This is a genomic window from Shewanella sp. MEBiC00475 (assembly GCF_005234075.1).
GTDB classification, from domain to species: domain Bacteria; phylum Pseudomonadota; class Gammaproteobacteria; order Enterobacterales; family Shewanellaceae; genus Shewanella; species Shewanella polaris.
Genome location: NZ_CP039928.1, coordinates 1,286,021 through 1,312,627, shown reverse-complemented (window position 1 = coordinate 1,312,627; position 26,607 = coordinate 1,286,021). Strand labels below are relative to the sequence as shown.

Here is a 26,607-nt window from a genome sequence, read left to right as displayed (position 1 = left end):
GCAACGCAGCGTATGACCACAGCACAAACAAATACAACACCACTTACCGTTGATATTGCCATAGTGGGTGGCGCCATGGTGGGTGCCACGCTAGCCTTAGGCTTAGCTAAGTTATCTGCCTCGCAGTCGCGTCCGTTGCGCATCGCCTTAATTGAAGCCCATGTTGCTAACAACAATCATCCAGGTTTTGACGCCCGCTCCATTGCTATCGCCCAAGGTTCTATATTCGAACTCACCCGTTTAGGTATTTGGCCTAAATTGCAGCATCTTGGCACGGCAATCGAAAACATCCATGTGTCTGATCGCGGACACTTTGGCATGACCGAGCTAAACGCTAAGCCACTTGGGTTAGATGCATTAGGCCAAGTGGTCGAGTTAGCTCAAGTTGGTAAGGTGTTATTTGATGAGCTGACTAAATCATCAGTCAGTTTATTTTGTCCTGCTAAAGTCACCGATATACAAGCCCAACAAGACGGCCACCTAGTAAGCTTAGATGACGGCACGCAATTGCATTGTCAATTATTGGTGGCGGCCGATGGTGCTCATTCAGTAGTACGTCAACAGCTGCAACAAACCACAGAAATAATCGATTTTGACCAAACCGCCATAGTCGCTAATGTCATCACCAATCAAGCACATCAACATTGGGCGTATGAGCGCTTCACCCAAACAGGTCCAATAGCACTGTTACCAATGACATCGGTGCCATCAGCACCCTCTGCGCAATCACGTTTATCACTGGTGTGGGCCGTACCGCCAGCAAAAGCGGATGAACTAAAGCATGCCGGCAAAACTGAGTTTTTAGCGGCACTACAGCAAGCCTTTGGTCATCGTGTTGGTCGCTTTATTGATGTCGGCCAGCGGGCCAGTTATCCATTAACCTTATCGTATATGCCAAGACCCATTTTTCACCGTTGTGTGTTTGTCGGTAACGCCGCACAAACCCTACACCCAATTGCAGGGCAAGGTTTTAACTTAGGTTTACGTGATGTCATTGGCTTGTTAGACGTAATTGAAACGGCATTAACTCAAGCCAATGCCAATGACAAAACTGAAGTCGATGTCGGCAGCAGCGCCATAGTGCACCAATATTTAGCCGCGCGACAAGACGACCGTGACACCACACTGCGTAATATTGAATTTTTAGTCCGTGGTTTCTCCAATCAATATTGGCCGCTGGTGGCAGGGCGCAATATCGGTTTGCGTTTATTGTCTTGGTTTCCCCCACTTAAACGTCCCGTTGCTCACACTGCAATGGGCTGGCGTTAACTCTTTCAAGGTAAGGATCCACCATGTATTCAACTCAAACATATGATGTTGCCATCGTCGGCGGTGGTATGGTCGGGCTAGCAACCGCAATCGGTTTAGCCAATGCCGATCTTAACGTGGTGGTAATCGATGCAGGTGCAACCCAAGCCGTCAGCGGTGAACCTAAATTACGGGTTAGCGCCATTAATAAAGCCAGCCAGCAACTCCTCGAAAACCTCGGTGCGTGGCAATATCTTGACGACAGCCGTATCAGCCCTTATCAAAAAATGGCGGTGTGGGACAAAGACGGCCTAGGCAAAATAGAATTTGATGCCAACAGTATTGGCGAAGCTTATTTAGGCTCGATTATCGAAAACGATGCTATTAGTTTTTCCCTTGCCAAGCGCGCTAGCGAAATCGCTAATTTGACTCATATAGAAGGTCAACGCCTTGAACGGATAGCTTTTGGCGAACGCGAAGCTTGGCTCACCTTAGCCAGTGGCGACAACATTAGCGCCGCCGTAGTAGTGGCTGCCGACGGAGCAAACTCTTGGGTGCGTCAACAGTGCAGTATTCCACTGACTTTCTGGGACTACGGCCATCATGCTATTGTCGCCACAGTACGCACCGAACTCGGCCACGATGCCACCGCCAGACAAGCCTTTTTACCCGGCGGACCATTAGCCATGTTGCCATTATATGATGACAACTTATGTTCAATTGTATGGTCGGTATCGCCAGATCAAGCCCAGCACTTATTAGCCTTAGACGAAGCAGAGTTTTCTAAAGCATTAACCGCCGCGCTTGATGGTCGTTTAGGCATGTGCCAAGTAATAAGCGAGCGCCAGTCATTTCCATTACGTATGCGCTATGCGCGCCATTTTGCTCGCCATCGTTTGGTGCTGGCCGGTGACGCTGCTCATACTATCCATCCGTTAGCTGGCCAAGGGGTTAACCTAGGCTTTTTAGACGCAGCCAGTATCATCGACACCTTTACCGAGCTACATGATCAAGGCAAAGATTTAGGCGAATATAGCCATTTACGCGCCCTTGAACGTTGGCGTAAAGCCGATGCCATGGAGATGATTGCCACCATGGAAGGCTTTAAAAGACTGTTTGCTGGCAGCAATCCACTTAAAAAAGCTATGCGAGACATTGGATTAACCCTAGTTGATAATGTCGCTGGGCTGAAAACAGTGTTCATCAAACAGGCTATGGGTAACAAAATGACATTACCTAAACTTTGTCGTGAGCCAATTTCGTAATAGCTAATATAGAAACTTGTTTAATATCAGTAGATACAGTTAAACCCGCAATTTTATTGTAAAAAATTATGTAAAAAAATTACAACAATGGATTAGCTAAACTAATGCGACCGCACTCGGATTAGAAAATTTTTTTGTATACAATTTAGGTCTGCGGAGTATAATTTTGGTCGCATTTTATCAAAAACCTACATAAGAAAGGCCTCAAAAAAAGGGATAATAATGGCTAGCAAAACTGTACTTTTTAACAAGCATTTAGAATCAAACGCCAAAATGGTTGATTTTCACGGTTGGGAAATGCCGATCAATTACGGCTCTCAAATCGAAGAACATCACGCAGTACGTCAAGACGCGGGCATGTTCGATGTATCGCACATGACAGTCGTTGACGTCACCGGCAGCGATGCTTGTGCCTTTTTACGTAAGTTACTTGCTAACGATGTCGCCAAGCTTACCGTCCCAGGTAAAGCCCTTTACGGCGGAATGCTAGACGAAACCGCTGGCATTATCGACGACCTTATTACCTACTATTTAACCGACACCCATTACCGTGTGGTGGTTAACTCAGCGACTCGCGACAAAGACCTCGCGTGGATCAACAAACAAGCCGCCGCGTTTGATGTTGTGATTACCGAACGTCCAGAACTCGCCATGATTGCAGTACAAGGCCCTAACGCTAAAGCCAAAGCGGCGAGCGTATTCACTAGTGAGCAAAATGCTGCAGTTGAAGGCATGAAGCCATTCTTTGGCGTGCAATCAGCTAACTTATTTATTGCCACCACAGGTTACACCGGTGAAGCAGGCTACGAAATTATCGTCCCAGAAGCCGAAGCCGAAGCGTTATGGCAAGCACTATTAGATGTAGGCGTTAAGCCATGTGGTCTTGGCGCACGTGATACCTTACGCTTAGAAGCGGGTATGAACCTATACGGTCAAGACATGGACGAGTCAATTAATCCATTAGCCGCTAACATGGGCTGGACCATCGCATGGGAACCTAGCGACCGTGACTTTATTGGCCGCGAAGCATTAACCGCCATAAAAGCGGCTGGAACTGACAAACTTGTTGGTTTAGTCATGGAACAAAAAGGTGTTTTACGCCATGATATGGCAGTGTTTTTTACCGACGCCGAGAGCGTTGAACATCAAGGTGTTATCACCAGTGGTTCGTTCTCGCCAACCTTAGGCTATTCAATCGCCATGGCCCGTGTACCCAATGGTATAGGTGCTACCGCTGAAGTTGAAATGCGTAAAAAACGCGTCAACGTAAAAGTTGTTGCCCCAAGCTTTGTGCGCAATGGTAAATCCACTCTTTAATAGAGTCGTTTTAACCCAAAAGAATTTATTGATTAAGTACTTAGAACATTTGATTAAGGAACAGTAACAATGAGCACTATCTTAGCAGACTTGAAATACGCCTCTTCACACGAATGGATCCGTAAAGAAGCAGACGGTAGCTACACAGTTGGTATCACTGAGCATGCTCAAGAGCTATTAGGTGACATGGTATTCGTAGAATTACCAGAAGTTGGCGACACAGTGACTGCTGGCGAAGATTGCGCCGTAGCAGAGTCAGTTAAAGCTGCATCTGACATTTACGCACCTATTTCTGGTGAAGTGATTGCAGTAAACGAAGCATTAGAAGATTCTCCAGAGTTGGTTAACAGCGACGCATTTGGTGATGGTTGGTTCTTCCGCGTAATGCCTTCTGACGAAGCAGAAATAGATATTTTACTTGATGCCGACGGCTATCAAGAAGTTATTGACCAAGAATAATCGTCAATAACCCAAAAAGCTCCTTAGGGAGCTTCTTTGTTTATGCAAAGTAAAAAAAGCTGTGCAGACTCACTCGAACCTATGGCACCCATAAAGCCAAGGGCGAGGGCACGGCAAATAAACCCGTAATGGGTTATTTACGTATTACACGTTTTCACCTAATCCAGTTCTGTGCCCTACCGCCCGAACTGGTCGATTTGGAACAAGGTTTAACATGACCAAGCAAACCCTGACACAACTAGAACAGCACGAACTTTTCCTCACTCGTCACATTGGCCCAAGTGCAGAGCAACAGCAACAAATGTTGAGCTTCATTGGTGCAGAGTCGTTAGACGACTTGACCGCACAAACGGTCCCAGGCAAAATTTTGTTACCGCAAGATCTAACCATCGGTGACTCATGTGGCGAAGCTGAAGGTATCGCCTATATCCGCAACATAGCAGACAAAAACAAAGTCTTTAAAAGCTATATCGGTATGGGTTATTACGGCGTGCAAGTGCCCAATGTCATTTTGCGTAATGTGTTTGAAAACCCGGGTTGGTACACGGCTTACACGCCATACCAACCAGAAATCGCCCAAGGTCGTTTAGAAGCCACATTAAACTTCCAACAAGTGTCAATGGACCTAACCGGGCTTGACCTTGCATCAGCATCATTGCTCGACGAAGCCACCGCAGCAGCGGAAGCCATGGCATTAGCTAAGCGCGTATCTAAAGCCAAAAAAGCTAACATATTCTTTGTTGCCGATGACGTATTCCCACAAACACTCGACGTTGTTAAAACTCGCGCTGAATGTTTTGGTTTTGAAGTGGTCGTAGGCCCTGCAAAGGATGCGGTAAATTACGAATTGTTTGGTGCCTTGTTCCAGTACACCAACCGAATTGGCCAAATTACTGATTACACCGAACTATTTGCCACACTCCGTGACAACAAAGTGGTTGTAACTGTGGCTGCCGACATCATGTCATTACTGTTGCTTAAATCACCTGGCTCTATGGGTGCAGATGTTGTATTTGGTAGCACTCAGCGTTTCGGCGTACCAATGGGATACGGCGGACCACACGCAGCCTTCTTTGTTGCCCGTGACGAGCATAAACGTTCAATGCCAGGCCGTATTATTGGTGTGTCTAAAGACACCCGTGGCAACAGTGCACTGCGCATGGCAATGCAAACGCGTGAACAACATATTCGCCGCGAAAAAGCCAACTCAAACATTTGTACGGCACAAATCTTATTAGCCAACATGGCCTCGTTTTATGCGGTATTCCACGGCCCACAAGGCTTAAAAACCATTGCATCACGCATTAACCGTTTAGCCGACATTTTAGCGGCAGGCTTAACAGCAAAAGGGTTAACCTTAGCCAACAACACCTGGTTCGACACCATCAGTGTTAAAGGTGCCGACGTAGCTGCCATTAATGCCAGCGCTATTGCCGCGCAACTTAACTTACGTATTGATGCAGACGGCGTGTTTGGTATCAGCTTAGATGAAACCACTACCCGTGAAGACATCGCAGACTTATTTGACGTTATCTTAGGCGCAGGTCATGGTTTAGAGGTTGCAGCACTTGATGCCGACATCCTTGCCAATGGCAGCCAGTCAATACCGGAAGCGCTAGTACGTCAAGATGCAGTATTAACTCACCCAACGTTTAATCGCTACCAAAGCGAAACCGAGATGATGCGTTATATCAAGCGTCTCGAAAACAAAGATTTAGCCTTAAACCACTCAATGATCTCGTTAGGTTCATGCACCATGAAGCTCAACGCAGCAGTGGAAATGCTCCCAGTCAGCTGGCCAGAATTTGCTAACATGCACCCATTCTGCCCGCTAGACCAAGCAGAAGGTTACACCCAGTTAATCGATGAGTTGTCTGAGTTTTTAGTTAAAATCACTGGCTACGACGCTGTGTGTATTCAACCAAACTCAGGTGCCCAAGGCGAATACGCTGGCTTGTTAGCCATTAAGAAATATCACGAGTCTCGCGGCGACGCGCACCGTAACATTTGCTTAATTCCACAATCGGCTCACGGCACCAACCCTGCATCGGCACAGCTTGCTGGCATGAAGGTTGTGGTTACCGCGTGTGACAAGCAAGGCAACGTTGATTTAGAAGACCTACGCGCTAAAGCGGCAGAACTTGCCGACAGCTTATCGTGCATCATGGTTACTTATCCGTCGACTCACGGCGTATACGAAGAATCAATTCGTGAAATATGCGAAATCGTCCATCAATATGGTGGTCAAGTCTACTTAGACGGCGCCAATATGAACGCACAAGTTGGGGTAACATCACCAGGCTTTATCGGCGCAGACGTATCGCATCTAAACTTACATAAAACCTTTGCTATCCCGCACGGCGGCGGTGGTCCAGGTATGGGCCCTATCGGTATAAAATCACACCTTGCCCCATTTGTGGCAGGTCATGTAGTGGTTAAGCCTGGTCGCGAAAGCGACCATAACGGTGCAGTATCTGCTGCACCTTACGGTAGCGCCAGCATCTTGCCAATCAGCTGGATGTACATCAAGTTGTTAGGCACTAAAGGGGTTAAGCAATCAACTCAAACTGCATTGCTAAACGCTAACTACATCATGAAAAAGCTGTCAGCATACTATCCTGTGTTGTTCACCGGCCGTAACGACCGTGTGGCACATGAATGTATTATCGACTTGCGTCCATTGAAAGAAATCTCTGGCGTAACCGAAATGGATATCGCTAAGCGTCTTAACGACTATGGTTTCCATTCACCAACTATGAGTTTCCCAGTAGCGGGAACCTTAATGATTGAGCCTACGGAATCTGAGTCTAAGGTTGAGCTAGACAGATTTATTGAAGCGATGGTGTCTATTCGTGGCGAAGTTGACAAGGTAGCAGCAGGCGAGTGGCCAGTGGACAATAACCCACTGCATAATGCACCTCATACCCTAGCGGATATTATGGACCCAGAGTTTGATTCACGTCCGTACAGTCGTGAAGTGGCCGTGTTCCCAACGGCAGCGGTTAAGGCGAATAAGTTTTGGCCAACGGTAAATCGTATTGATGATGTTTATGGGGATCGCAATTTGATGTGTTCGTGTGTACCAATTTCAGACTACGAATAATTGCTGCTTAGTCTCGCTATTACGGCGTTGAACCTCGGCTCCAGTGCTCATTGACACCAGTCAACTCCGCGCTAGAGCCTTCGGTTCGCCTTGTACTAGCTTCGCCAGCGACGCAATTATGTAATAGTTAGCTTCATTTGAAGTTTTAGAATTTAAAAGCGACCGAAAGGTCGCTTTTTTGTCTTACTTTCGGCAGTAACGCTATTTACAGCTGAGAGTTTTCGCATAGCTCGAAATAAGGAGTTTGACACCAGTCAACTACGCGGCGAAAACCTCAAACTTCATTGTCTTATCATCGCCAGCGACGCAATTATGGTGGTAGCAGGCTTCATTCAGTATGTTGAGTAATAGCATTAAAAAGCGACCGAAAGATCGCTTTTTTGTTGATAAAATGAAGCTTACTCTAACCCTGACTCAATTTGCCTACTCCTATCGTCATGGTGATAAAATATTTAGCGATAATTACATAGAACTTTTCATACAGCTTAAGGTCTTATTATGTAAGGTTTAAATTTATTTAAACTGAGTCCCTAACAATATCTGAATAGGTAACTCCATTTTGAATATCACTCCATTACGTCGTATGAGACGATTACGTAGCTCAGAAGCTATGCGCGATCTATTGCGTGAAAACCACCTTTTATTAGACAATTTAATCCATCCCATATTTGTCGAAGAACATATCGACCAACCAGTCCCTATTTCTACTCTACCTGGTATCAGCCGTATTCCCGAAAATGCCCTAGCCGATGAGATTCGTCAGCTTTATGCGCTAGGCATACGGTATGTTATGCCTTTTGGCATATCTCACACTAAAGATGCTCAAGGAAGCGACACTTGGAATGATAATGGTCTACTTGCTCGTATGGTCAAGACAATAAAATCTGCCGTACCAGAAATGATGGTTATTCCAGATATTTGCTTCTGTGAATATACCGACCATGGTCATTGTGGAGTCATGAAAAACGACAAAGTTTGTAACGACATGACAGTTGAAAATCTAGTTAAGCAATCGGTGACAGCTGCTAAAGCTGGTGCAGATATGTTAGCACCGTCGGCAATGATGGATGGCCAAGTAAAAGCCATTCGTCTAGGACTGGATGCAGCTGGTTTTGAGGACGTGGCTATCTTGGCACATTCGGCAAAATTCGCTTCTTCTTTTTATGGTCCATTTAGAACGGCTGTAGACTGTGAACTTAGCGGGGATAGGAAAGGTTACCAACTAGATTACGCCAATGGTCGTCAAGCTTTACTTGAAGCATCGCTTGATGAGGCCGAAGGCGCAGATATTATTATGGTTAAACCTGGAACACCTTATTTAGACGTGATCTGTCGTTTAAGACAAGAAACTCATTTACCCCTAGCTGCATATCAAGTGGGTGGGGAATATGCCGGGATTAAGTTTGCGGCTCTTGCTGGCGCACTCGATGAAAAAGCCGTAGTAACTGAAACTTTTATTGGGTTAAAACGTGCTGGGGCTGACCTAATTGTTAGCTACTATACGAAACAATATGCTACGTGGTTAATCGAGGAAAAAAATTAGTTTTATCGAAATTCCCCCGCAGTTCTTTCATTTATTTTGCCAGCCAACTCCGCGCTAGAGCCTTCGGTTCGCCTGTGCAGAGCTGCTTATGTAAGAGTAGCTTCGCCAGCGACGCAATAATGGTAGTAGTAGGCTTCGTTCGATAATCTGAATAAAAGCATTAAAAAAGCGAACCGAGTGATTCGCTTTTTTATTGATTCCGTCTTATCTGCAATATGTCTGAGTAGGTCAATCATTTATGCCCAATTCTTTGCTAGCTCTCATTGTAGCTACTGGACGGGAACAGAATCGTGAGGGGATATTCCTCTTGACAACCACAGTTGGGTAAGTGCTATGGGGTCAGTATGAGGAATTGTCGTGGCCAATTATATTTGGACACGACATAGACATTAAAGATTAAATCTAATGACCTATACGATCCAGTTTTTGTATCAGTTCCATCTTTATATCTTGAGGTGTTTGGCTGTGCCAGTAACCGTTTACATAAGCAAATAACGGCACCATAAACATAAGAGTAAACAATAAAATCATTAAGCCTCTGGCAGAAAGTTTAATGCCATTACGAGTACTAAATTGTAGCGCCTCTTTTTTAGGGCAAGCTGACATACAACGCATACAGGCTTGGCATTCGTCTGAGTGAATATTTTTTTGAGTATGAACTGATATATTTGCTGGGCAAGCACGGGTACATTTATCGCAACTCATACCTTTAGTTTCAATTAAACAATGGTGTGTATCACGGCGAATTTTAAACGGACTAAAAAAGCTCACTATGCCTAACATCGCGCCATAAGGGCAAATGTAACGACAAAACCCTTGACGACGCCATGCGGCTAACGCAAAGATGATGCTGAAGCCAATCAAAGCAATCATTGATGGCATCATAAAAAATACTGCCATTTTTAAGTCAGCTACCTTGTGGTAGTTGCCTGTCAAGTAATTGGGAAGACTTGCCGTTGGCATTGAAATGACCAAATAAACGAGTGCGGCTAATAATAAGTATTTAAGCATTCTCAGTGGCCAGTCTAACCATGCTGGAGGCAGAAGTTCAGCAGGGATAAAGCGTTTCCTGAGTTTATAGAAGTATTCACCAGCTAAGCCTAACGGACAAGCCCAGCCACAAAAAGCTCGTTTGCAAATTAACCCTGTTAATAACACAACACACAGCATCACCACAGCAGCAGGATGATTTTGGTCCCATAAGCCTAAAGTTAAAATGGCTTTAAGTTCAATACCGCCAGCAATGGGTAAAAAGGCATCACCAACATCTGGTCGCATTAACCAAGGGGTTTCTCCTGCATACAACATAGCTGCATTAATGGCATATTGCACGCCAACCAATAACATGGAAAGGGCAAAGAAGTGTTGGCAAATCTCGCGTATTTTATTGGGTCTGCCTTCTGCATTAGCAAAGGCTGGTTGGTATTGACCGAGTGTGGTAACAACTAATACTGAGCCCAACAAAATAAGTAATAACGGCCAGAAAAAACTAGCAACAGTCGCACCGAGCAATAATGTCCCGCTGACCAATGCGCCCCATTTTTTGCCACCCCAGTATAGTAAGCTGGTGCTATATACTAAGGCTAGCATTAAGGTGATTGATTCAATTGTACTCATAGAGGATACCTATATTGTTTTATTTGCTGTCAATAATGGATAAAAGTTCTGCCTAAAGGCTAATTCAACCATAACACTCTGTGATGGTTGCCATTTTTATGTCTTGTTGACATATGTCGGCAGTAAAGTCGATGATTATAAAAAATACGTTTCAGTTTACTCGGTAACGTTAGCGCTACTATCTAACAAGTTTTTCATGTCATCTAATCTACTGATAATAAAGTTTTTTCTTCCATCTCTACATAAGTATCCATTACGAATGAGGTTATTCATCAATGAAGAGGTTGTTTGGCGTGTAGTCCCAATCAGTAGTGAAATATCTTCCATGCTTAAATCGCATTCAAATCGGAGTCCTTCGGCTGTATGTTCACCTGATGTTTGTCCCCATGACAGCACAAACTCGATTAATCGATACCTAGCATCATGGAATATTAAACCCTCGATGAGATCCAAAGTACTACCTAATGCTTCGCCTAAAATCCCTGTCATCACGATTGATAACTCTGGAAATTTTGTGATCTTATCGCGAAATATGTCAGCCCCTACAAGCATTAATGTCGAATCCTTGCATGTTTCCAAAAAAGCTCGAGTATGTGTGCTGAATATATCACCAGGCTCCAGAAAACAGAGCGTGAACTCCCGGCCTTCATAAGACAGATATACGCGTATCCGCCCCGAATGCACAATAAATACCTCATTGCTTCCCATACTCGGTATGCTAAATAGCTGTCCTTTCGGAAGGTTTTTACATCTGAACTCATCTAGAAACCCTTCGTATTTAGGCTCTTTAAGTTTCTCAATCGTATTCATTCGTGACATTCTCATCTTTGATTGCATGTCGTGACCTCCATATTATTTGCGAAAGAAAATGCTGTTAAAGCCCTAATCAGATAGTTTATTTTATTCATCAATAAATTATCTAATTGTTGATATTCAAATTGTAGTATTCAGCACAACAAGTACCTTATAGTTAGTATCAACACCTATATGCTCAGTTTTAATTGTGTCTAATTTGATACATTTTACATTTATTGATTAGACCAGTAAGTTAGGTGTTAACAGGAAATCCTATCTTTCAGTACAGGAAATACATGGATCAATGCTGTTAACAATCAAAGATACGTCAGACACTTTTTCCTCCTTCATCATCACATGTAATGCATCCCAATTAGGATAACTTGGTACTCGCCATTTCATGCGCTCAGGTTTATCACTGCCATCGGTCTTCAGATAATAAAGAAGTTCACCTCTAGGCGCCTCGCTTTTGGCAATCGCTTCCCCGGCGGGGATTACTGGTAATCCGGTTGTGTTAATTGGTCCCTTTGGTAATGACCTTAAACACTGTTCAATCAATGATAGGGCAACCACAACTTCATCAAATCGAACCATTGCACGAGACCACACATCACCATCTGGACGACTCTGAACCTCAAAATCTAATTTATCATATGCGGCATAAGGGGCATCTTTTCTGACATCTAAAATGATCCCAGATGCTCTGGCGACAGGACCCACTAGACCGAAATCCAATGCTTCGTCTTTGGATATCACCCCTATACCTTTGGTGCGCATTAGAATGAATTTATTGGTATTGTAGATCACCCTAATTTCTTCTATTGGCTTCTTAATTCGTTCAATTTGTTTTAGTAAGTAGGTTATCTCATCTTCGTCTAGGTCATATTTTACTCCGCCTATACAAATAGCCCCCAAGTCCATCCGATTACCATAAACCGTCTCTTTGACATCCTGTATTATTTCTCGAGTCTCAAGCACATGCATAAACAGTGAGTCATAACCGATAATATGTGCCATGATGCCGATATTAAACAGATTCGACGCCACTCGCTTTATTTCATCAGCAATAACTCTTAGATAGTGGCCCCGTTCGGGGACTTTTATGCCCGCAATTTCCTCTAAAGCCATGCAGTAAGTTGTCGGATGGCTATTTGAACACAGCGAGCATAATCTCTCAGTCAGAGTGATGTTCTGATAGAAGTTTCTTTTCATTGCGAGGTATTCGAGGCCACGATGTACGTGCCCAGCAGTAATCTCAAGTCCTTTAATGGTTTCGCCTTCAACTTCTACCTTGAAATACATGGGCTCTTCCAATGCAACATGTATTGGACCTACAGGTAATTTATAACTTGTCATTTGGCTGCTCTCCCTTATCCATTATATTTTCCCACAATGTTTTGGTACTGGCGGCATTAACCATGGCTGAATAAGGAATAAAGCGTTGGAGGACTGCCGGATCGATAGACTCATCGATGAACAAGCGCCTGGGATTTGGATGCCCTTCAACTTCGATGTCATACAATTCCATAAATTCACGCTCATTCCAGTCAGCATTGCGGAAAATAGGTGTTAAGGATGAGATAGTTTTGTTGTCACCGATCAGCTTTATTGTTGTAGTCAACGTAGCACCATGTATATCAAAGTGATAGGCAATTTCATTGTCCTCAGATGGTAAATTCGCCTTCAGCTGATAGGCTGTAATTGTACTTAGGCGGCCACCAAGATCTTTGACAATTTGAGCGACTAACTGTATATCTTTTGCGTTGTTCAACTTACACCATAAAGTGTGAACTTCTTTATCGTTAATGCTGACTGTCAGGCTATGATCATCTTGAAGCGAGGTCTCTAACATAGTTTGGAAACGGCTGATGTCATCATTCATACAGACACTCCTTTTATCAATAGTTTTGCCGACAGTTCACGACGACAATCAGGGCACATTCGTGCCAATTTCTCAATCATTTCATTTGAGCCCTTATAAGCAACAGCATTGAGTTGTGGACTGGTCGGAATTATTTTCTTATTACACTGTATGCAGCGAATCAAGGCTACGGTTCCGATATCTGTCATGGCGTATTTATCTTCTTGCTTATGTGAAAGGTGCCAATCCGTAGTAAGCTTTATCGCTTTAGGCACACAATAGTGCTCACACAGTCCACAAAAAGCACAGGTGTTGTGCCAAATTGTAAATTTTAAGCCATCAGGCGTTTCTTGAAATCTAATGGCTCCTCCTGCACACACATGTTCACACATACGACAACCCGTGCATGCCGTTTCATCGAAACGGATGCGGGCTCGAAGTTTCTTTGGTGTGAAAGTGTCACCAAAGGGGAACGGATCTGTTGATGGACCTTTAAGTAAATTCTGTAACAATACTTTTAGCATTTTCATCTCCGGCTCCTACAAACGTTGCTTCCAGATCTCAATGGCCATGGCAATACCTTCAAGAATGGCTTGGGGGCGAGGAGGACAACCGGGAATATTAACATCGACATCAATGTATTTATCTATTGGTCCTTCAATAGCATAGCTGTCACGAAATACTCCACCAGAAATAGGACATATACCTACTGCTACTGTAACTTTAGGTTCAGGGATTTCCTGATATACCTGCAGTACTTTATCTTTAATTTTGGCTGTCAATGGCCCAGTGATCAGAACAATATCTGCATGTTTAGGGCTACCACAATACTGGCAGCCGAGACGTTCCACGTCATAACGAGGAATAAGTGCAGTTGTTGCTAATTCAACATCACAACCATTACAGGAACCGGCATTGATCCGATAAAGCCATGGAGAACGTGCGGATACTTTCGATAAAAAACTCATTTGCAATCATCCCTATCCTTTAAATACGACCAATAATAATCCCACAATGCCAAGCAACTCAGGCCATTTGAAATAAAACAGAAAAGCTTGATCTATGCGCATACGCCCAACAGAGGCTCGCAATACACTTTTAATCAATAAAAACAAAACTAAACATTTCAATATAAATCCAATCAGTGCCATCATCCCTGTCGCATTTCCGGGCATAAACATCACGATCCCCAGAGCCAATACCACCATGGTTTTCATTGTTGACATGATTTTAAACAATGCTAAAGCGGGGCCTGAGAACTCACATAAGGGACCTTCAAGTATTTCAGATTCAGCTTCAGGAATATCAAATGGTGGGATCCCAAGATTAGCTGGAATAATACTCAGAAAGGCCAATACCACGGGCCACATCCATGGATCAAACAGAAATGAACCATTGGTCTGCTGGTAATGCACTATATCCATCAAGGAGAATGTGATCAGATCACCCTGAGCCAGACCTGTCTTCATCGCCACTGATATCAACACCAATAGCAACGGACCTTCATAGGCAAGCATCAATGACATTTCCCTAGAAAACCCGATTGCTCCGAAAGTTGATCCCGATGCCGAACCGGCCAGCATAATGACAATAGCTGGTATCGCGAGTAAGTAGAGCAACACGATTAGGTCACCAAACTGACCACTAGGTTCATACACCCCAACAATAGGCACAATTGCTATCGCTAGGCACATGCTGCATGCACCAATCATAGGCAGAGCCAAAAATAGAGTCCGTGGTGCGCCAATCGGTACCATTGATTGTTTGGACATCAGTTTCAAAATGTCGAAAAAGGGTTGTAACAACGGTGGCCCAACTCGTCGTTGCAGTCTCGCCACAACTATACGGTCAGCTCCCTTTAGCAATAGACCAAATACCAGAACGGCAGTGGCTACAGGAAACAGCACCAGAGGTTCCAAGACAGATTCAAATATAACTTCTAACATTATCGTCTCCTTATGCCGGTTTCTTGCTAAACAGCAAGGTTCGGATCAGTTTTTTCGGGGCTTCATAAAGGTTAGAAGCATCGACATGGGCATCTGCTGAATGAATATCTGTCACACCACAACTGTGCAAATGGATATCGACTATTTGTTGGTTACTCAAACGATAGAAGAGCCAGCCAAATATACTGAGTAGGATTAACATCAATGTTAGAGTTATTGGGTGCCAACTTCCTAGACCAGGCAAGCCCCCAAACCAAGTAACATTAATACTGCCAAGACCCATGGAAGACATTATTTCAGAGATAGGTACGAGTAAAATGCCAGGAAAGACACCTACCAATAGACTTATTCCGGCTAGGATGAACATAGGGAACAACATACTGAAAGGAGCTTCCTTCACCTTATGCGCAACATCAGATGCTTGTCCTAGAAAGGCAACATGAGTGAATTTTAAAACGGCGGCTAAGGTAAACAAGCTCGACATCAATGCACTAAGCCCTAGTAAATAGTGCCCTGATTGAAATGCGGCCTGATAAATTAGCCACTTGGAAGCAAATCCATTGAGTGGTGGCACACCAGATAATGACAACCCAGCAAACAAAAACAGTCCAAAGGTAAAGGGCATCTTTTTGCCTAGACCACCGAGCTTATCTAGGCTCTCAACATGAAGTTGGACCAAAATACAGCCTGCCGCCAAAAAAAGAATGTTCTTCAAAAACATATGATTGACTAAATGCATCAGGCCACCGGCAATGCCGAGGGGAGATGATAAGGCCAATCCAAGCAAGACATAGCCTAATTGACTGACCGTACTATAAATCAGTAATCGTTTTATCCCTGTTTGGAGCATCGCCATCGCACCGGCATACAACAAAGTGATCGATGCAATGACTGCAACGCCATACATTAAATTTGATAACTCACCACTTGTTCCTAATTTGCCAAATACAGCCGCACCACCCATCAAAGCGAAAAACTTGAGTACACCATAGGGCCCGCTTTTCAACAAAACAGCTGATATATAGCCACTGACTGGTGTAGGCGCTGTTGGCGGGTGCATTTGAAAATCAATACGGAAAGGTAGTTGAGCTGCTTTCATTAGCAAACCAGCCAAGATCAGCACTAATGCTGTACCTAGCCAAGGCAAAGGCATTAGTTGAGCCGCTTCAGCGATCTGACTAAAATCAAATGAGCCACTTCGGACCGACAGCATCACAACGCCGAGGAACATGCAGCTGGCCCCGATAAAATTAAAAATAAAGTACTTAAAACCTTCGTTCAGAGAGTCTTCTGTTTCTTCATGGATAATGACAAAGTACAACGTCCAGCTGCTCATAATTTCCCAGAAAGCAAAGAAATTGAATAAATCAGAACTTGCAGTTACCCCTAACAGGCCACCAATCATAAAGATAAAGAAAAAGAAAAATCGATTCTGAGCGTGTCCATGTTGCATATAGCCGATGGAATACAATAGGTTCAAGATACCGACACCAGAAATAAGCAGCGCGAACCAAAATGAAAGCAAATCGTAACGCTCGGCTTCAAACAGCACTGCACCTAACGCCAATGCCATTACAATCATCGAAGTGATCCCTGCACGGGTTGAACCAGCTTTGCCTACAAAGTAAACCAATATTGACCCGCCGCAAGCTATGAGAGCACTGAGAGACCAATTCAGGGTTAAATCGGGTATGGCGATTTGTTCAATGCTTCCTCGGCTTGCAAAAAGGTCTACTACCGGTTGCACTAATAACATCCCTATCTGTGGAAATAATCCACCTAATACGACCAATGAAGCCAGTATGGCGGTCGCAAGACGCATAGACGCTGGCGCTTCCGTAATATCGGGGCCATTATATGGCTCAAAAAATAGTACTCTGATTATTCGAATATAGTAAATTGCGCCAATAATGCTCCCGAGCAAAATCATAATTGGCAGAAGTAAGTTTCCTGTTTGCACGGCTGCATAGACCATCAAAAACTTGCTAAAAAAACCACTAAATGGAGGTAGCCCCATAATTGCCAGGATACCTATTGAGAAGCAACAACAGGTAAATGGCATCTTACGACCAACACCTTTTAAATCGACAAGCATTTTACTTTTCATTCGGAAAATTACGGAACCAGCCGCTAGGAATAGTAAACTCTTAAAGATGGCATGATTGATCACGTGCATCATTGCACCAGCAGTACTTAGATGACTTCCAATCCCAAGAATTGCGACAATTTCCCCAACCTGAGCTAATGTTGAATAAGCCAATATTCGTTTAAGGTTCTGTTCTTTCAGGGCCTTTAGTTCACCATAAATAAAGGTAACTCCACCCAACAAAGAAATGATTAAACCAATTGAAAGGCCTCCCATGGCAGGAGTTAAACTTGCTAATGCTCCTGTGCCAAAGACAACAAATAGTACCTTAGCTAGTCCATAAACTCCGGCTTTGGTTAATATGGCTGACATAGGCGCAGAAATTGAAGATGGTGCGACAGGGTGTGCATCAGGTAACCAACTATGCATTGGGAATAACCCTGCTTTTACCCCTAAACCGATAATAAAACAGGCTAAAACCGTTAGTGCGACAGGCGGTGTAAGTTGATTAATCCCCTCACTAATTACATTCATCTCGAAGCTACCGAGTTTTGCATGTAAAACTAAAATCCCAAAATGCATGATATATGCACCGGAGGCACACATAAGGAAGTATTTTTTCCCTGCTTTTAATGCTTCATTGGTTTGTTCATGAATCACTAATAAGTATGAACTCCAGGTCATCAATTCCCAAAATAGATAGAAATTACCAAAGTCTGTTGCTGTGGTAACACCTAGCAACGACCCAGTCATCAAAAACAAGAAGAAATAGTAGCGATTAGATTGTTCATTACCACGCATGTATGAGAACGAGTAAACCACCACAATAAAGCAAATAAAAGCGAATATTAATCCGAACAAGTACGATAAGCTATCTAGGCCTTCGACATTGAAAGCAAGTATCAATGTGGCACTAGAAATACCTAAAGCAAGGACATTACGCAAAGTTGTGGAATAACGACCTACAGCAAATAGTAAGAATGCTCCCAAATAGGGCGTGAGTACTAATGGATGCCATGGAGATTCAAATTCAGGTAATACAACGTTACTCATATCAGACAAGAACGATTCAACAAAATGTAGAAATGGCTCAGGAAATAAGCTCATAAAAATAGTTAGAGCTGTTAGGCAAGCCATTGCAAAGATCACTAATCTGTTTTTGGGTATCGTTAAGTCAATGCTTGGTTTATTACCTGAATTTACTGGTTTTTCAAAACATACTCTTTGTATAACAATAATGTAATACACTGAAGCAATCATACTGGCTAGCGTTCCAACTAAAGCCAGCAACCACTGCCCCTGATCTACAGCGCTATATAAAATCAAAAACTTACTGAATGAACCTTTGAATGGAGAGAGTCCCATTACAGAGAATAGTCCGAAACCAAAAATCGTTGCCACGACAGGCATTCGATGACCACTGCCGGCTAACTGGTTTAAGTTTGATGAACCCGTTCTTTTAATAAGATACCAAGCAGATACAAATACTAACATTCGCATTCCAGCCTGGAAGCAAAGGTGTAGCATTGCACCGATTTCAGCCGTTTCATCTCCCAAACCGAAACCCAACATCACATAACCAAGTTCCGCAACGGTTGAAAATAACAGCATCTTTTTGAGACATTGGACATTTCTTAATGTCCAGATCTCGCCAAGCAGCAAAAGCAATGCCCCTACCCAAGCTAGAATCGAATTATCAAGCATGTTATTCCCCGTTGTATTTGTTCGAGAGTGAATATAATTCGGGACAAATTTAATTCAGATAGGGGGGAGGATCTGTCGCCTTGCTGACAGTAGAGTGTCATTAAATTTCGTAGCATGGCTTTATATTAACAACTTGTGCGATAAAACCAGCAAATCAACATTATTTTATTGTCAAAATAGAACGTTGTTTTTAATTCAAGGTATTGAAATTAAAAAGAAATGATATATTTGTTTCATTTTTTTTAAAAGAGAACATGTTTATACACGCAGTTTCAAAGAAATAAATATGAATTCGCATTTTTATGACATAACGCACTGTTATTAAATTTATTAAATTGGAGATTACATATGACGTCGATTCTTTTACTCGGATTTTTATTAGGAATGCAACATGCGCTAGAAGCCGATCACTTAGCTGCTGTATCTTCAATTTCAGTAGGTGAAAACTCTATTCGCAGTATTGTTACTCATGGCACAATTTGGGGCGTGGGGCATACATTGACCCTCATGTTGTTTGCCGGAGGAGCGGTATTACTTGGAGTTAACTTTAGCGAGTCGATGACAGGTGTATTAGAATTTGGGGTAGGCATAATGTTAGTCTATCTAGGTATTTCTGTACTCACAAAGATCGTTAAAAATAAAGTACACATCCATATCCACAATCATGCTAATGACCAGGCGCCACATCTTCATGCTCACTCTCATGCCTTTGATTCGGTATCACATGACCGTAATATGCATGAACATTCCCATCCGAAAAGAATACCGATCCGCACCTTATTTATTGGTATGACTCATGGCTTAGCTGGATCTTCTGCTTTAGTCATATTAGTGGCTTCAACAACTCCTTCTCCATTAATTGGTTTGTGTTATGTGTCTTTATTTGGATTCGGTTCTATTTTAGGTATGGCTTCATTATCAGTTGTCATTGCAGTGCCATTTTTAAAGACGGCCAAGCAATTAAATACCAAGTTTAGCAACAGCCTAAGAGGTTTAATCGGCTTAGGAACCGTAATATTAGGAAGTCAGATTGTTTATCATAATGGTTTGGTGCTTTTAGCTTCATGATCAAATAACTATCTATGAATGATAAGCATCTGTGTACTAAAGATGCTTATATTACAAATTATTGACTTACTCTATGTTTGACGTTAGCAATCACTACCCATTAATAAAGAATAGAACGTGAACGACATACCGATGTCACGACGTCTTGATTAATGGGGTTCTTAACACATTAGATAACACAGTACTGCACTAGCCTGTAATGATCATAAGTCATATCTAATCCGTTCTGATTTCGGCAGTAATGACTTTATCAATCCGATCATGGAAGAGGCCAAAAATCTGCATTCATTTTGTTTTGTTTACTTAAGCCTAGATTCGCGGGATATCGCGAATCTAGGTAGTTCACTCACGTGATTGGGGTGGGTAAAACCAGACGTGAGTGTAGTTTTTGTCTAAATATCAAGGAACTAGTACCGAAAGCATAAGCTATTAGAAGAGTTGTTTTTAAAAATTAATGCATATTATTCGTTATTAAACTCCTACCTTTTTACCTCTCTATATTTACCTAGAACGATACTTAAGTCTCAATTATGCATATTTTATTCTTTGAGTGTCATCTGGCCGACAGAATTTATGTTGGTCCTACTGCAAAATTTTTAAAAGCTAAAAAGTTATTAATTACTTAACTATGGGCACTTAAATGCATGAAGCAACAATTACCAATGCACTGGTGAAGACTTTACTTGCTGAGGCAGCACGTCATGGCGTGTCTAATGTGAAGCGTGTAACCGTTAAAATCGGCATGCTAAAGGCGGTGGAGCCACAGGCATTAAGCTTTTGTTTTAACATGTTTACCGAAGGCACAATTGCCGAAAATGCTGAATTGGTGATTGAACACCTTCCACCTATTGCTCGTTGTAGAAGATGCCAAGTGCAATTTAAAGTACCAAAATTTAAATTTCGTTGCCCTGACTGTGATGATACCAATCTTAATATTATACAGGGTGAAGAACTATTTATTGAAAGTTTTGAAGTAGAGTAAAACTAAAAGGCCGTCGTTATGAAAGAGCTGGAGAATGTAATTATTTATGCAGACGCTCAAAAGTGTATCGGGTGTCATAGCTGTGAGCTTGCGTGCGCAGTAGCACATGGGGGCGAAGGGGGCATTATAGGTGCAGTAATAAAAAAACAACCCTTGCATCCGAGAATTAAAGTCGTGGAGGCCGATGGTGTGATCATGCCAATGCAATGCAGGCAATGTGAAAATGCGCCTTGTGCAATGGTATGCCCTACAGGAGCTTGTCGCCAAGAAAATGGGCAGGTGATGATTGTTGAAAGCAACTGCGTTGGTTGTAAGTTATGTGTCATGGTTTGTCCATTTGGAGCCATAACAGTAAGAAGAGATAGTTTTAAAGATGATGGATCTTCTACCAACCAGGGCGTCGCACTTAAATGTGATCTTTGTACATCTTGGTGTGCTGCCAATGACAAAAAGGACACCGCATGCGTTGAAGCTTGCCCAACTAAGGCTATCAGCCTGATCAAGATGCATGAATACCGAACAGCACTGCTACAGGCTAGAGCTAAAGAGCTCGCTCAATCGCATAAACATATGAATATGACACTGAGGAAACTGTGATGAACAATAGAATTAAAACAAGTGATCCAGCAGTAATAGCACTATGCTCTGTGGCTGAAAGTGAAGGTATTGCTACTGTATTTGATCGCTATCAGGCACAACAGCCTCAGTGTGGTTTTGGCTCTTTGGGTTTGTGCTGCCGAATATGTTGGAAAGGTCCTTGTCGAGTTGATCCCTTTGGTGATGGTCCACAAGCTGGTATCTGTGGTGCCGATAAACATACGATTGTAGCGCGTAATGTGACTCGTATGATGGCCGCTGGTGCCGCAGCCCACTCAGAACATGGGCGTCATGTTGCCTTAGCTCTTCAGAAAATTGGTAAGGGACTTTTGCCTGCTTATCAGATACGTGATGAAGCCAAACTGTATCGTATTGCCGCATTACTCAATATTGAAACACAAGACAAAGAAATGCTTGAAGTAGCATACGATGTAGCGACAAAGACACTAGAAGACTATCAGAATCAAGACCATCATAAAGGGTGTCATTGGATAAGTGCGACTCTGCCTAAGAAACGGGTTGAACTTCTGAGTCATCTTGGGGTGCTACCGCATAATATCGATGCCACAGTATCGCAGATTATGGCAAGAACACACATAGGTTGTGATGCCGAACCCAAGAATGTGTTCCTCGGCGGTATTCGCGGCGCCTTAGCAGACTTTAATGGTATGTCTCTGGCAACAGAGTTGTCAGATGTGATGTTTGGCACTCCAAGTCCGGTTGTTACCGAAGCCAATATCGGTGTTATAGATAAAAATGCTGTCAATATTGCTGTCAATGGTCACAACCCCATGCTCAGTGAAGTTATCTGCGATATGGCTAGAGAAATGAATGACTTAGCTAAAGGGGTTGGTGCTGCAAAAGGGATTAATATTGTTGGTATTTGTTGTACCGGTAATGAAGTAATGATGCGCCATGGTGTGCCTTTAGCGACCAACTATCTTTCTCAAGAAATGGCGATATTGACAGGCGCGTTAGATGCGATGGTGGTTGATGTGCAGTGCATCATGCCGTCTTTACCTCAGATCGGAAGTTGTTTTCATACCGAAGTCATTACGACCATGGATGAAAACAAGATGCAGGGTGCACGTCATATTAGCTTTCAAGAAGAAAATGCAGTGGAAACTGCACGGGAAATCATTCAGTGCGCAATAAATGCCTATACACGCCGGGATCCAAAGAGGGTCAACATTCCCAATATTAAACAAACTGCTGTAGTGGGCTTCAGTAGCGAAGCCGTAATGGGCGCTCTTTCTAAAATCGATGCAGATGATCCACTAAAACCTTTGGTTGATAACATCGTTAACGGAAATATTCAGGGGGTGGCTTTATTTGCTGGATGTAACAGTACCCAAACAGTGCAAGATGAAAGTTATCAGATCATTGCTAAAACGCTTGCAGCAAATAACGTTTTGATGCTTGCAACGGGTTGTGGTGCTGGAGCATTTGCTAAACATGGACTGATGAATCAACAAGCGACGGAACTGTATGCTGGTGACTCACTTAAAAGCGTGTTAACTGAAATTGGTCTGGCAGCTGGACTCGGGGGCCCATTACCACTCGTGCTACATATGGGATCTTGTGTTGATAATAGCCGAGCGGTAAGTCTGGCGACGGCATTGGCTAACAGATTGGGTGTTGATTTGAGTGATTTACCTTTAGTGGCATCAGCACCTGAGGCTATGTCCGAAAAAGCAATTGCGATTGCTTCATGGGGCGTTGCCATCGGCTTACCTACTCATCTTGGAACTATGCCTCAGGTAACAGGTTCTGATGTGATTACCGATCTAATGCAAGAAGGCGCTAAAGATCTTTTTAATGGCTACTTCATTGTCGAGACCGATCCTAAAATTGCTGGTAATAAACTAGTGGATGTCATTAAACAAAAACGCCAAAAACTAGGTATTTAACTAAAACATCCCCGGCGAGTCTTCATACGACCGCCGGGGGTGATTAAGAGGTCAATATGAAAATAGCGATTACTGGTAAAGGGGGCGTTGGAAAAACGACTATTGCAGGATTATTAGCTCGGTCATTTGCTTTGCAAGGACGAAGAGTATTGGCGATTGATGCCGATCCCGATGCAAATCTTGCATCTGCAATAGGTATTCCGACTCAAAAGTTAGCGGGTTTACAGCCTTTTTCTAAAATGAAAAACCTTGCCAAACAGCGAACTGGAGCGGATCAGAATAATGGTGGTCTATTTGTGCTCAACCCCAGAGTAGATGATTTACCTGATAGACACTGCGTAGAACATGCTGGCGTCCGCCTCTTGATGATGGGAACGGTAGAGCATGGTGGGTCTGGCTGTGTTTGTCCTGAACATACATTACTGCGGAGTTTGATGAAACATCTCTTATTGGATAGAGACGATGTATTGATCATGGATATGGAAGCCGGAATAGAACATTTAGGTAGAGCGACCGCAGAGTCCGTTGATGTACTCATTATAGTCGTTGAGCCTGGAAGCCGCAGCCTACAAACTTCGATTCAGATAGAACAACTGGCAGGTGAAATTGGTATAACCAGAATAGCATTCATCGCCAGTAAAGTAGCAGGAAATTCTGATTTAACTTACCTACAAGAGTCACTTCAGAATAAAACCTTGTTGGGACATCTTTCTGTAAGTGAGGAAATTAGAGAAGCGGATAAAAAGGGAACTTGTGCCTTTGATATGCAAGGCGAATTCAAAACTCAAATTTCGAATATTGTGACTGCACTCGGTGCTTTTTCTCGATAATTCCTTAATGAATAAACCCACAATGCATAAATATCTGGAGATAGACCATGTGTAATATCAAAGTGAAATTAATTTCCAATGATACTGAAGAGTTAATCAAAGACGTCACTCAGATTGAATTTTGCACTTCAGACATCTTAGTAAGCACTTTTTTTGAACAGGATAAGGTTTTGTCAGGCTACAAACCTGTATTAATAGATTTTCTTGAAGGGCTCGTGGTTCTCGAACAGCAAACGAGTCTAGATAATTAGTCATAATATGATGAAGGTTGGAATCAATATGCAAAAAGATGAATGTGACAACGTTGAAATTGATCAAACAATTTTAGAGCGATTAAAAGTGCTATTACCCCATTGGAATCATCATAACGATGAGCATATTAGCCAACTTAATCAATGGCGTGAAAAGATGATTGAAGAAGAGCTTAATGAACTAGCAGAGACAATTGAAAGTGCAGTCTTTCATATGAAATGCAGTGGAGAATTTTTATCAACAGCTATAGATAGTCTTAATTCAGAACCAGAAAATACCATCCAAACTCACCATTCTTGAATACAATATTGCTAAGAGTAACGGAGTTAATTATGTGTAATACGTGTGACTGCAATATAACTGACGGCAATCGTCACCTCCTACAAGAAGGAGCTGAGTATGCTAACTGTAGTGATGGAAGCAGATCAATTGAAGTAATAAAAAATTTATTGCATGAGAATGATCACCAAGCTGAGCATAATAGAGGTTTTTTTAATGAGCGTGATATCTTAGTTATCAACCTGATGTCGTCCCCTGGCAGTGGTAAGACACGTCTGTTGGAGTCGAGTATTGGCGCATTAAAAGAACGCGGTGTTGGGGTTGCAGTTATAGAAGGTGATCTGGAAACAGAGAATGATGCTGATCGGATCCGTAAACATGGTGTTCCCGTTATTCAAATCACTACCGGAATGGCTTGCCACTTAGATGCCCACATGATCGATAAGGCTATCACAGAGCTTGATTTAGAAAAGGTCGACATTCTGTTTATTGAAAACGTAGGTAATCTGGTTTGTCCTGCAAGTTTCGATCTTGGTCAGCATTTAAACGTGGTTCTTTTATCCGTAACAGAAGGAGATGATAAACCCTCCAAATATCCAGTAATGTTCCGAGAAGCCGATACTGTATTACTGACCAAAGTCGATCTGTTACCTCATTTTGATGACTTTTCAATAGAGAAGGCAAAACGATTTGTGCATGAATTATCGGATAGGACCAATATATTAACCTTGTCAGCAAAAAATAGAATTGGAATGGATGAGTGGTTAACTTGGCTACAAACGTCCTTATTCCAATGCCGTAACGGTGAATTAGTTTCTCAAGTTATTTAAGCCAAAAAATATTCATTCAATGTACTGCTAGAGAATTTGTTCTTAGGCAGAAGGTCACTCTGGCAATATCAAGCTAACTCAATAAAGCACCGCAACGTGCTCTCAAACCAATTTATTGGCTTGAGAGCCTACAAAGATAAGAATTTGAAGCTGTTGAAATAGCATTGGATGTCAGCAATTAAAATGCTTCAAAATTTAGTAAGGGAACCACAAACATCCTATTAAATTCGTGGGGGATCCCTCAGACTCTGCCCCACTTATTTAATTTACCTCTGTCTATGATGTCATTCATACGAAAAACAGATAGACTAGCGCGCTTCAAATTAAATTAAATGAAAGGATTTCAATTAATGCATAAGCTAATACTTTTAATCGGTCTGGTACTGCTGACATCATGTGCTTCGAACACAAGTATCGTTGCCAATCAATCTACATCCCACAACAATCCCATCTGCCTGATATCAGGAGTGCCCTCATCAGATATAAAATACACCGTGATTACTCAGTTAAAGTATGCAAAAAATGGATATGGAAATATTAATAGTGTCCTGCCAATAATAGTGAAACAAGCACAATCCTTAGGTGCTGATGCAATCATTGACTACAACGGTGGCCATCGTTTCGGTTTTTGGCCATGGCAATTTATCAGACCTGTTGTACGTGGCACGGCTGTGACATGGGATTCACCAAATGATATTGACTGTAAAGCATTAGGTGGCACATTCGATACTCAATTGAAAAGCTCTCTTACCACTGACGTATAAAGGGAAGTTGGGGGCAGAGTCTGACCCCATTTGGCCCCAGTTATTTTAAAATAAGGGTGTAACACAATTTGCATTACACCCTTCTGGATTTTATTTTTAAGTAGTTAATTTAAGCACTCTACTTATCACTAGAAACGATATTCAACACCGA

Annotated in this window: 23 protein-coding genes and 1 pseudogene; 16 read left to right on the top strand and 8 right to left on the bottom strand. The window is 42.7% G+C overall.

Going from position 1 to position 26,607, the window contains the following annotated elements:
* Positions 1 to 12 precede the first annotated feature (12 nt).
* The 6 genes from ubiH (at position 13) to hemB (ending at position 8,935) form a co-directional block, all read left to right on the top strand.
* Positions 13 to 1,269 carry a 2-octaprenyl-6-methoxyphenyl hydroxylase gene (ubiH, locus tag FCN25_RS05810; protein ID WP_137222825.1) on the top strand — a complete coding sequence of 419 codons (1,257 nt, stop codon included), beginning with the start codon at positions 13 to 15 and terminating at the stop codon, positions 1,267 to 1,269.
* A 23-nt stretch (positions 1,270 to 1,292) separates the two neighbouring features.
* Positions 1,293 to 2,513 carry an FAD-dependent oxidoreductase gene (locus FCN25_RS05805; RefSeq protein ID WP_137222823.1) on the top strand — a complete coding sequence of 407 codons (1,221 nt, stop codon included), beginning with the start codon at positions 1,293 to 1,295 and terminating at the stop codon, positions 2,511 to 2,513.
* A 222-nt stretch (positions 2,514 to 2,735) separates the two neighbouring features.
* On the top strand, positions 2,736 to 3,830 hold the full coding sequence (gene gcvT, locus FCN25_RS05800; protein WP_137222821.1) for a glycine cleavage system aminomethyltransferase GcvT: 1,095 nt from the start codon (positions 2,736 to 2,738) through the stop codon (positions 3,828 to 3,830).
* A 69-nt stretch (positions 3,831 to 3,899) separates the two neighbouring features.
* Entirely contained in the window at positions 3,900 to 4,289 is a 390-nt protein-coding gene (gene gcvH, locus FCN25_RS05795) for a glycine cleavage system protein GcvH (RefSeq protein ID WP_137222819.1), read from the top strand.
* 214 nt (positions 4,290 to 4,503) lie between these two features.
* Positions 4,504 to 7,392, top strand: coding sequence for an aminomethyl-transferring glycine dehydrogenase (gene gcvP, locus FCN25_RS05790; RefSeq protein WP_137222817.1), 2,889 nt, complete (start codon positions 4,504 to 4,506; stop codon positions 7,390 to 7,392).
* A 556-nt stretch (positions 7,393 to 7,948) separates the two neighbouring features.
* Complete coding sequence (hemB, locus tag FCN25_RS05785; protein ID WP_175405928.1) at positions 7,949 to 8,935, top strand: porphobilinogen synthase; 987 nt, start codon at positions 7,949 to 7,951, stop codon at positions 8,933 to 8,935.
* 402 nt (positions 8,936 to 9,337) lie between these two features.
* Here the strand turns inward: hemB and FCN25_RS05780 are convergent, their stop codons facing one another.
* The 8 genes from FCN25_RS05780 to FCN25_RS05745 all read right to left on the bottom strand — a co-directional run bounded on the left by FCN25_RS05780 (position 9,338) and on the right by FCN25_RS05745 (position 18,944).
* Complete coding sequence (locus FCN25_RS05780) at positions 9,338 to 10,552, bottom strand: 4Fe-4S binding protein (protein ID WP_137222813.1); 1,215 nt, start codon at positions 10,550 to 10,552, stop codon at positions 9,338 to 9,340.
* Between the two features lie 156 nt (positions 10,553 to 10,708).
* Positions 10,709 to 11,389: a Crp/Fnr family transcriptional regulator gene (locus FCN25_RS05775; RefSeq protein WP_137222810.1), complete on the bottom strand. Its 681-nt coding sequence runs from the start codon at positions 11,387 to 11,389 to the stop codon at positions 10,709 to 10,711.
* A 231-nt stretch (positions 11,390 to 11,620) separates the two neighbouring features.
* The gene (locus tag FCN25_RS05770; RefSeq protein ID WP_137222808.1) at positions 11,621 to 12,703 is read right to left on the bottom strand and encodes a nickel-dependent hydrogenase large subunit; all 1,083 of its coding nucleotides are present in this window, start codon (positions 12,701 to 12,703) and stop codon (positions 11,621 to 11,623) included.
* The gene (locus tag FCN25_RS05765) at positions 12,690 to 13,229 is read right to left on the bottom strand and encodes an NADH-quinone oxidoreductase subunit C (RefSeq protein ID WP_137222806.1); all 540 of its coding nucleotides are present in this window, start codon (positions 13,227 to 13,229) and stop codon (positions 12,690 to 12,692) included. The genes FCN25_RS05770 and FCN25_RS05765 overlap by 14 nt, the downstream gene beginning before the upstream one ends.
* Complete coding sequence (locus FCN25_RS05760; protein ID WP_137222804.1) at positions 13,226 to 13,738, bottom strand: 4Fe-4S dicluster domain-containing protein; 513 nt, start codon at positions 13,736 to 13,738, stop codon at positions 13,226 to 13,228. The genes FCN25_RS05765 and FCN25_RS05760 overlap by 4 nt, the downstream gene beginning before the upstream one ends.
* Before the next feature lie 9 nt (positions 13,739 to 13,747).
* A complete protein-coding gene (nuoB, locus tag FCN25_RS05755) occupies positions 13,748 to 14,176 on the bottom strand; it encodes an NADH-quinone oxidoreductase subunit B family protein (protein ID WP_137222802.1) in 429 nt (142 codons plus the stop codon).
* Between the two features lie 12 nt (positions 14,177 to 14,188).
* The gene (locus FCN25_RS05750; protein WP_137222800.1) at positions 14,189 to 15,154 is read right to left on the bottom strand and encodes a respiratory chain complex I subunit 1 family protein; all 966 of its coding nucleotides are present in this window, start codon (positions 15,152 to 15,154) and stop codon (positions 14,189 to 14,191) included.
* Between the two features lie 10 nt (positions 15,155 to 15,164).
* Positions 15,165 to 18,944, bottom strand: coding sequence for a proton-conducting transporter membrane subunit (locus FCN25_RS05745; protein ID WP_137222798.1), 3,780 nt, complete (start codon positions 18,942 to 18,944; stop codon positions 15,165 to 15,167).
* Positions 18,945 to 19,292: 348 nt separating this feature from the next.
* On the opposite strand from FCN25_RS05745, the gene FCN25_RS05740 reads away from it, so the two are divergent.
* The 10 genes and pseudogenes from FCN25_RS05740 (at position 19,293) to FCN25_RS21005 (ending at position 26,456) form a co-directional block, all read left to right on the top strand.
* Complete coding sequence (locus tag FCN25_RS05740) at positions 19,293 to 20,012, top strand: urease accessory protein (RefSeq protein ID WP_137222796.1); 720 nt, start codon at positions 19,293 to 19,295, stop codon at positions 20,010 to 20,012.
* Between the two features lie 640 nt (positions 20,013 to 20,652).
* The gene (hypA, locus tag FCN25_RS05735) at positions 20,653 to 20,994 is read left to right on the top strand and encodes a hydrogenase maturation nickel metallochaperone HypA (RefSeq protein ID WP_137222794.1); all 342 of its coding nucleotides are present in this window, start codon (positions 20,653 to 20,655) and stop codon (positions 20,992 to 20,994) included.
* A gap of 18 nt (positions 20,995 to 21,012) precedes the next feature.
* Positions 21,013 to 21,591 (top strand): 4Fe-4S dicluster domain-containing protein, encoded by a 579-nt coding sequence (locus FCN25_RS05730; protein ID WP_137222792.1) that lies wholly within the window; start codon positions 21,013 to 21,015, stop codon positions 21,589 to 21,591.
* Positions 21,591 to 23,501 (top strand): anaerobic carbon-monoxide dehydrogenase catalytic subunit, encoded by a 1,911-nt coding sequence (cooS, locus tag FCN25_RS05725; protein WP_137222790.1) that lies wholly within the window; start codon positions 21,591 to 21,593, stop codon positions 23,499 to 23,501. Before FCN25_RS05730 ends, cooS begins: the two co-directional genes overlap by 1 nt.
* A 56-nt stretch (positions 23,502 to 23,557) precedes the next feature.
* Positions 23,558 to 24,331, top strand: coding sequence for an AAA family ATPase (locus FCN25_RS05720; protein WP_137222788.1), 774 nt, complete (start codon positions 23,558 to 23,560; stop codon positions 24,329 to 24,331).
* Positions 24,332 to 24,378: 47 nt separating this feature from the next.
* The gene (locus tag FCN25_RS21320; protein WP_137222786.1) at positions 24,379 to 24,582 is read left to right on the top strand and encodes a CooT family nickel-binding protein; all 204 of its coding nucleotides are present in this window, start codon (positions 24,379 to 24,381) and stop codon (positions 24,580 to 24,582) included.
* Between the two features lie 28 nt (positions 24,583 to 24,610).
* On the top strand, positions 24,611 to 24,883 hold the full coding sequence (locus tag FCN25_RS05710; RefSeq protein WP_137222784.1) for a hypothetical protein: 273 nt from the start codon (positions 24,611 to 24,613) through the stop codon (positions 24,881 to 24,883).
* A gap of 32 nt (positions 24,884 to 24,915) precedes the next feature.
* Positions 24,916 to 25,692 carry a hydrogenase nickel incorporation protein HypB gene (gene hypB, locus FCN25_RS05705; RefSeq protein WP_137222782.1) on the top strand — a complete coding sequence of 259 codons (777 nt, stop codon included), beginning with the start codon at positions 24,916 to 24,918 and terminating at the stop codon, positions 25,690 to 25,692.
* A gap of 63 nt (positions 25,693 to 25,755) precedes the next feature.
* Positions 25,756 to 25,917, top strand: a pseudogene (locus FCN25_RS05700) (IS4 family transposase); the annotation flags it as partial.
* A 335-nt stretch (positions 25,918 to 26,252) separates the two neighbouring features.
* Positions 26,253 to 26,456 (top strand): hypothetical protein, encoded by a 204-nt coding sequence (locus FCN25_RS21005; protein WP_217495332.1) that lies wholly within the window; start codon positions 26,253 to 26,255, stop codon positions 26,454 to 26,456.
* The last annotated feature ends 151 nt before the right edge of the window (positions 26,457 to 26,607 follow it).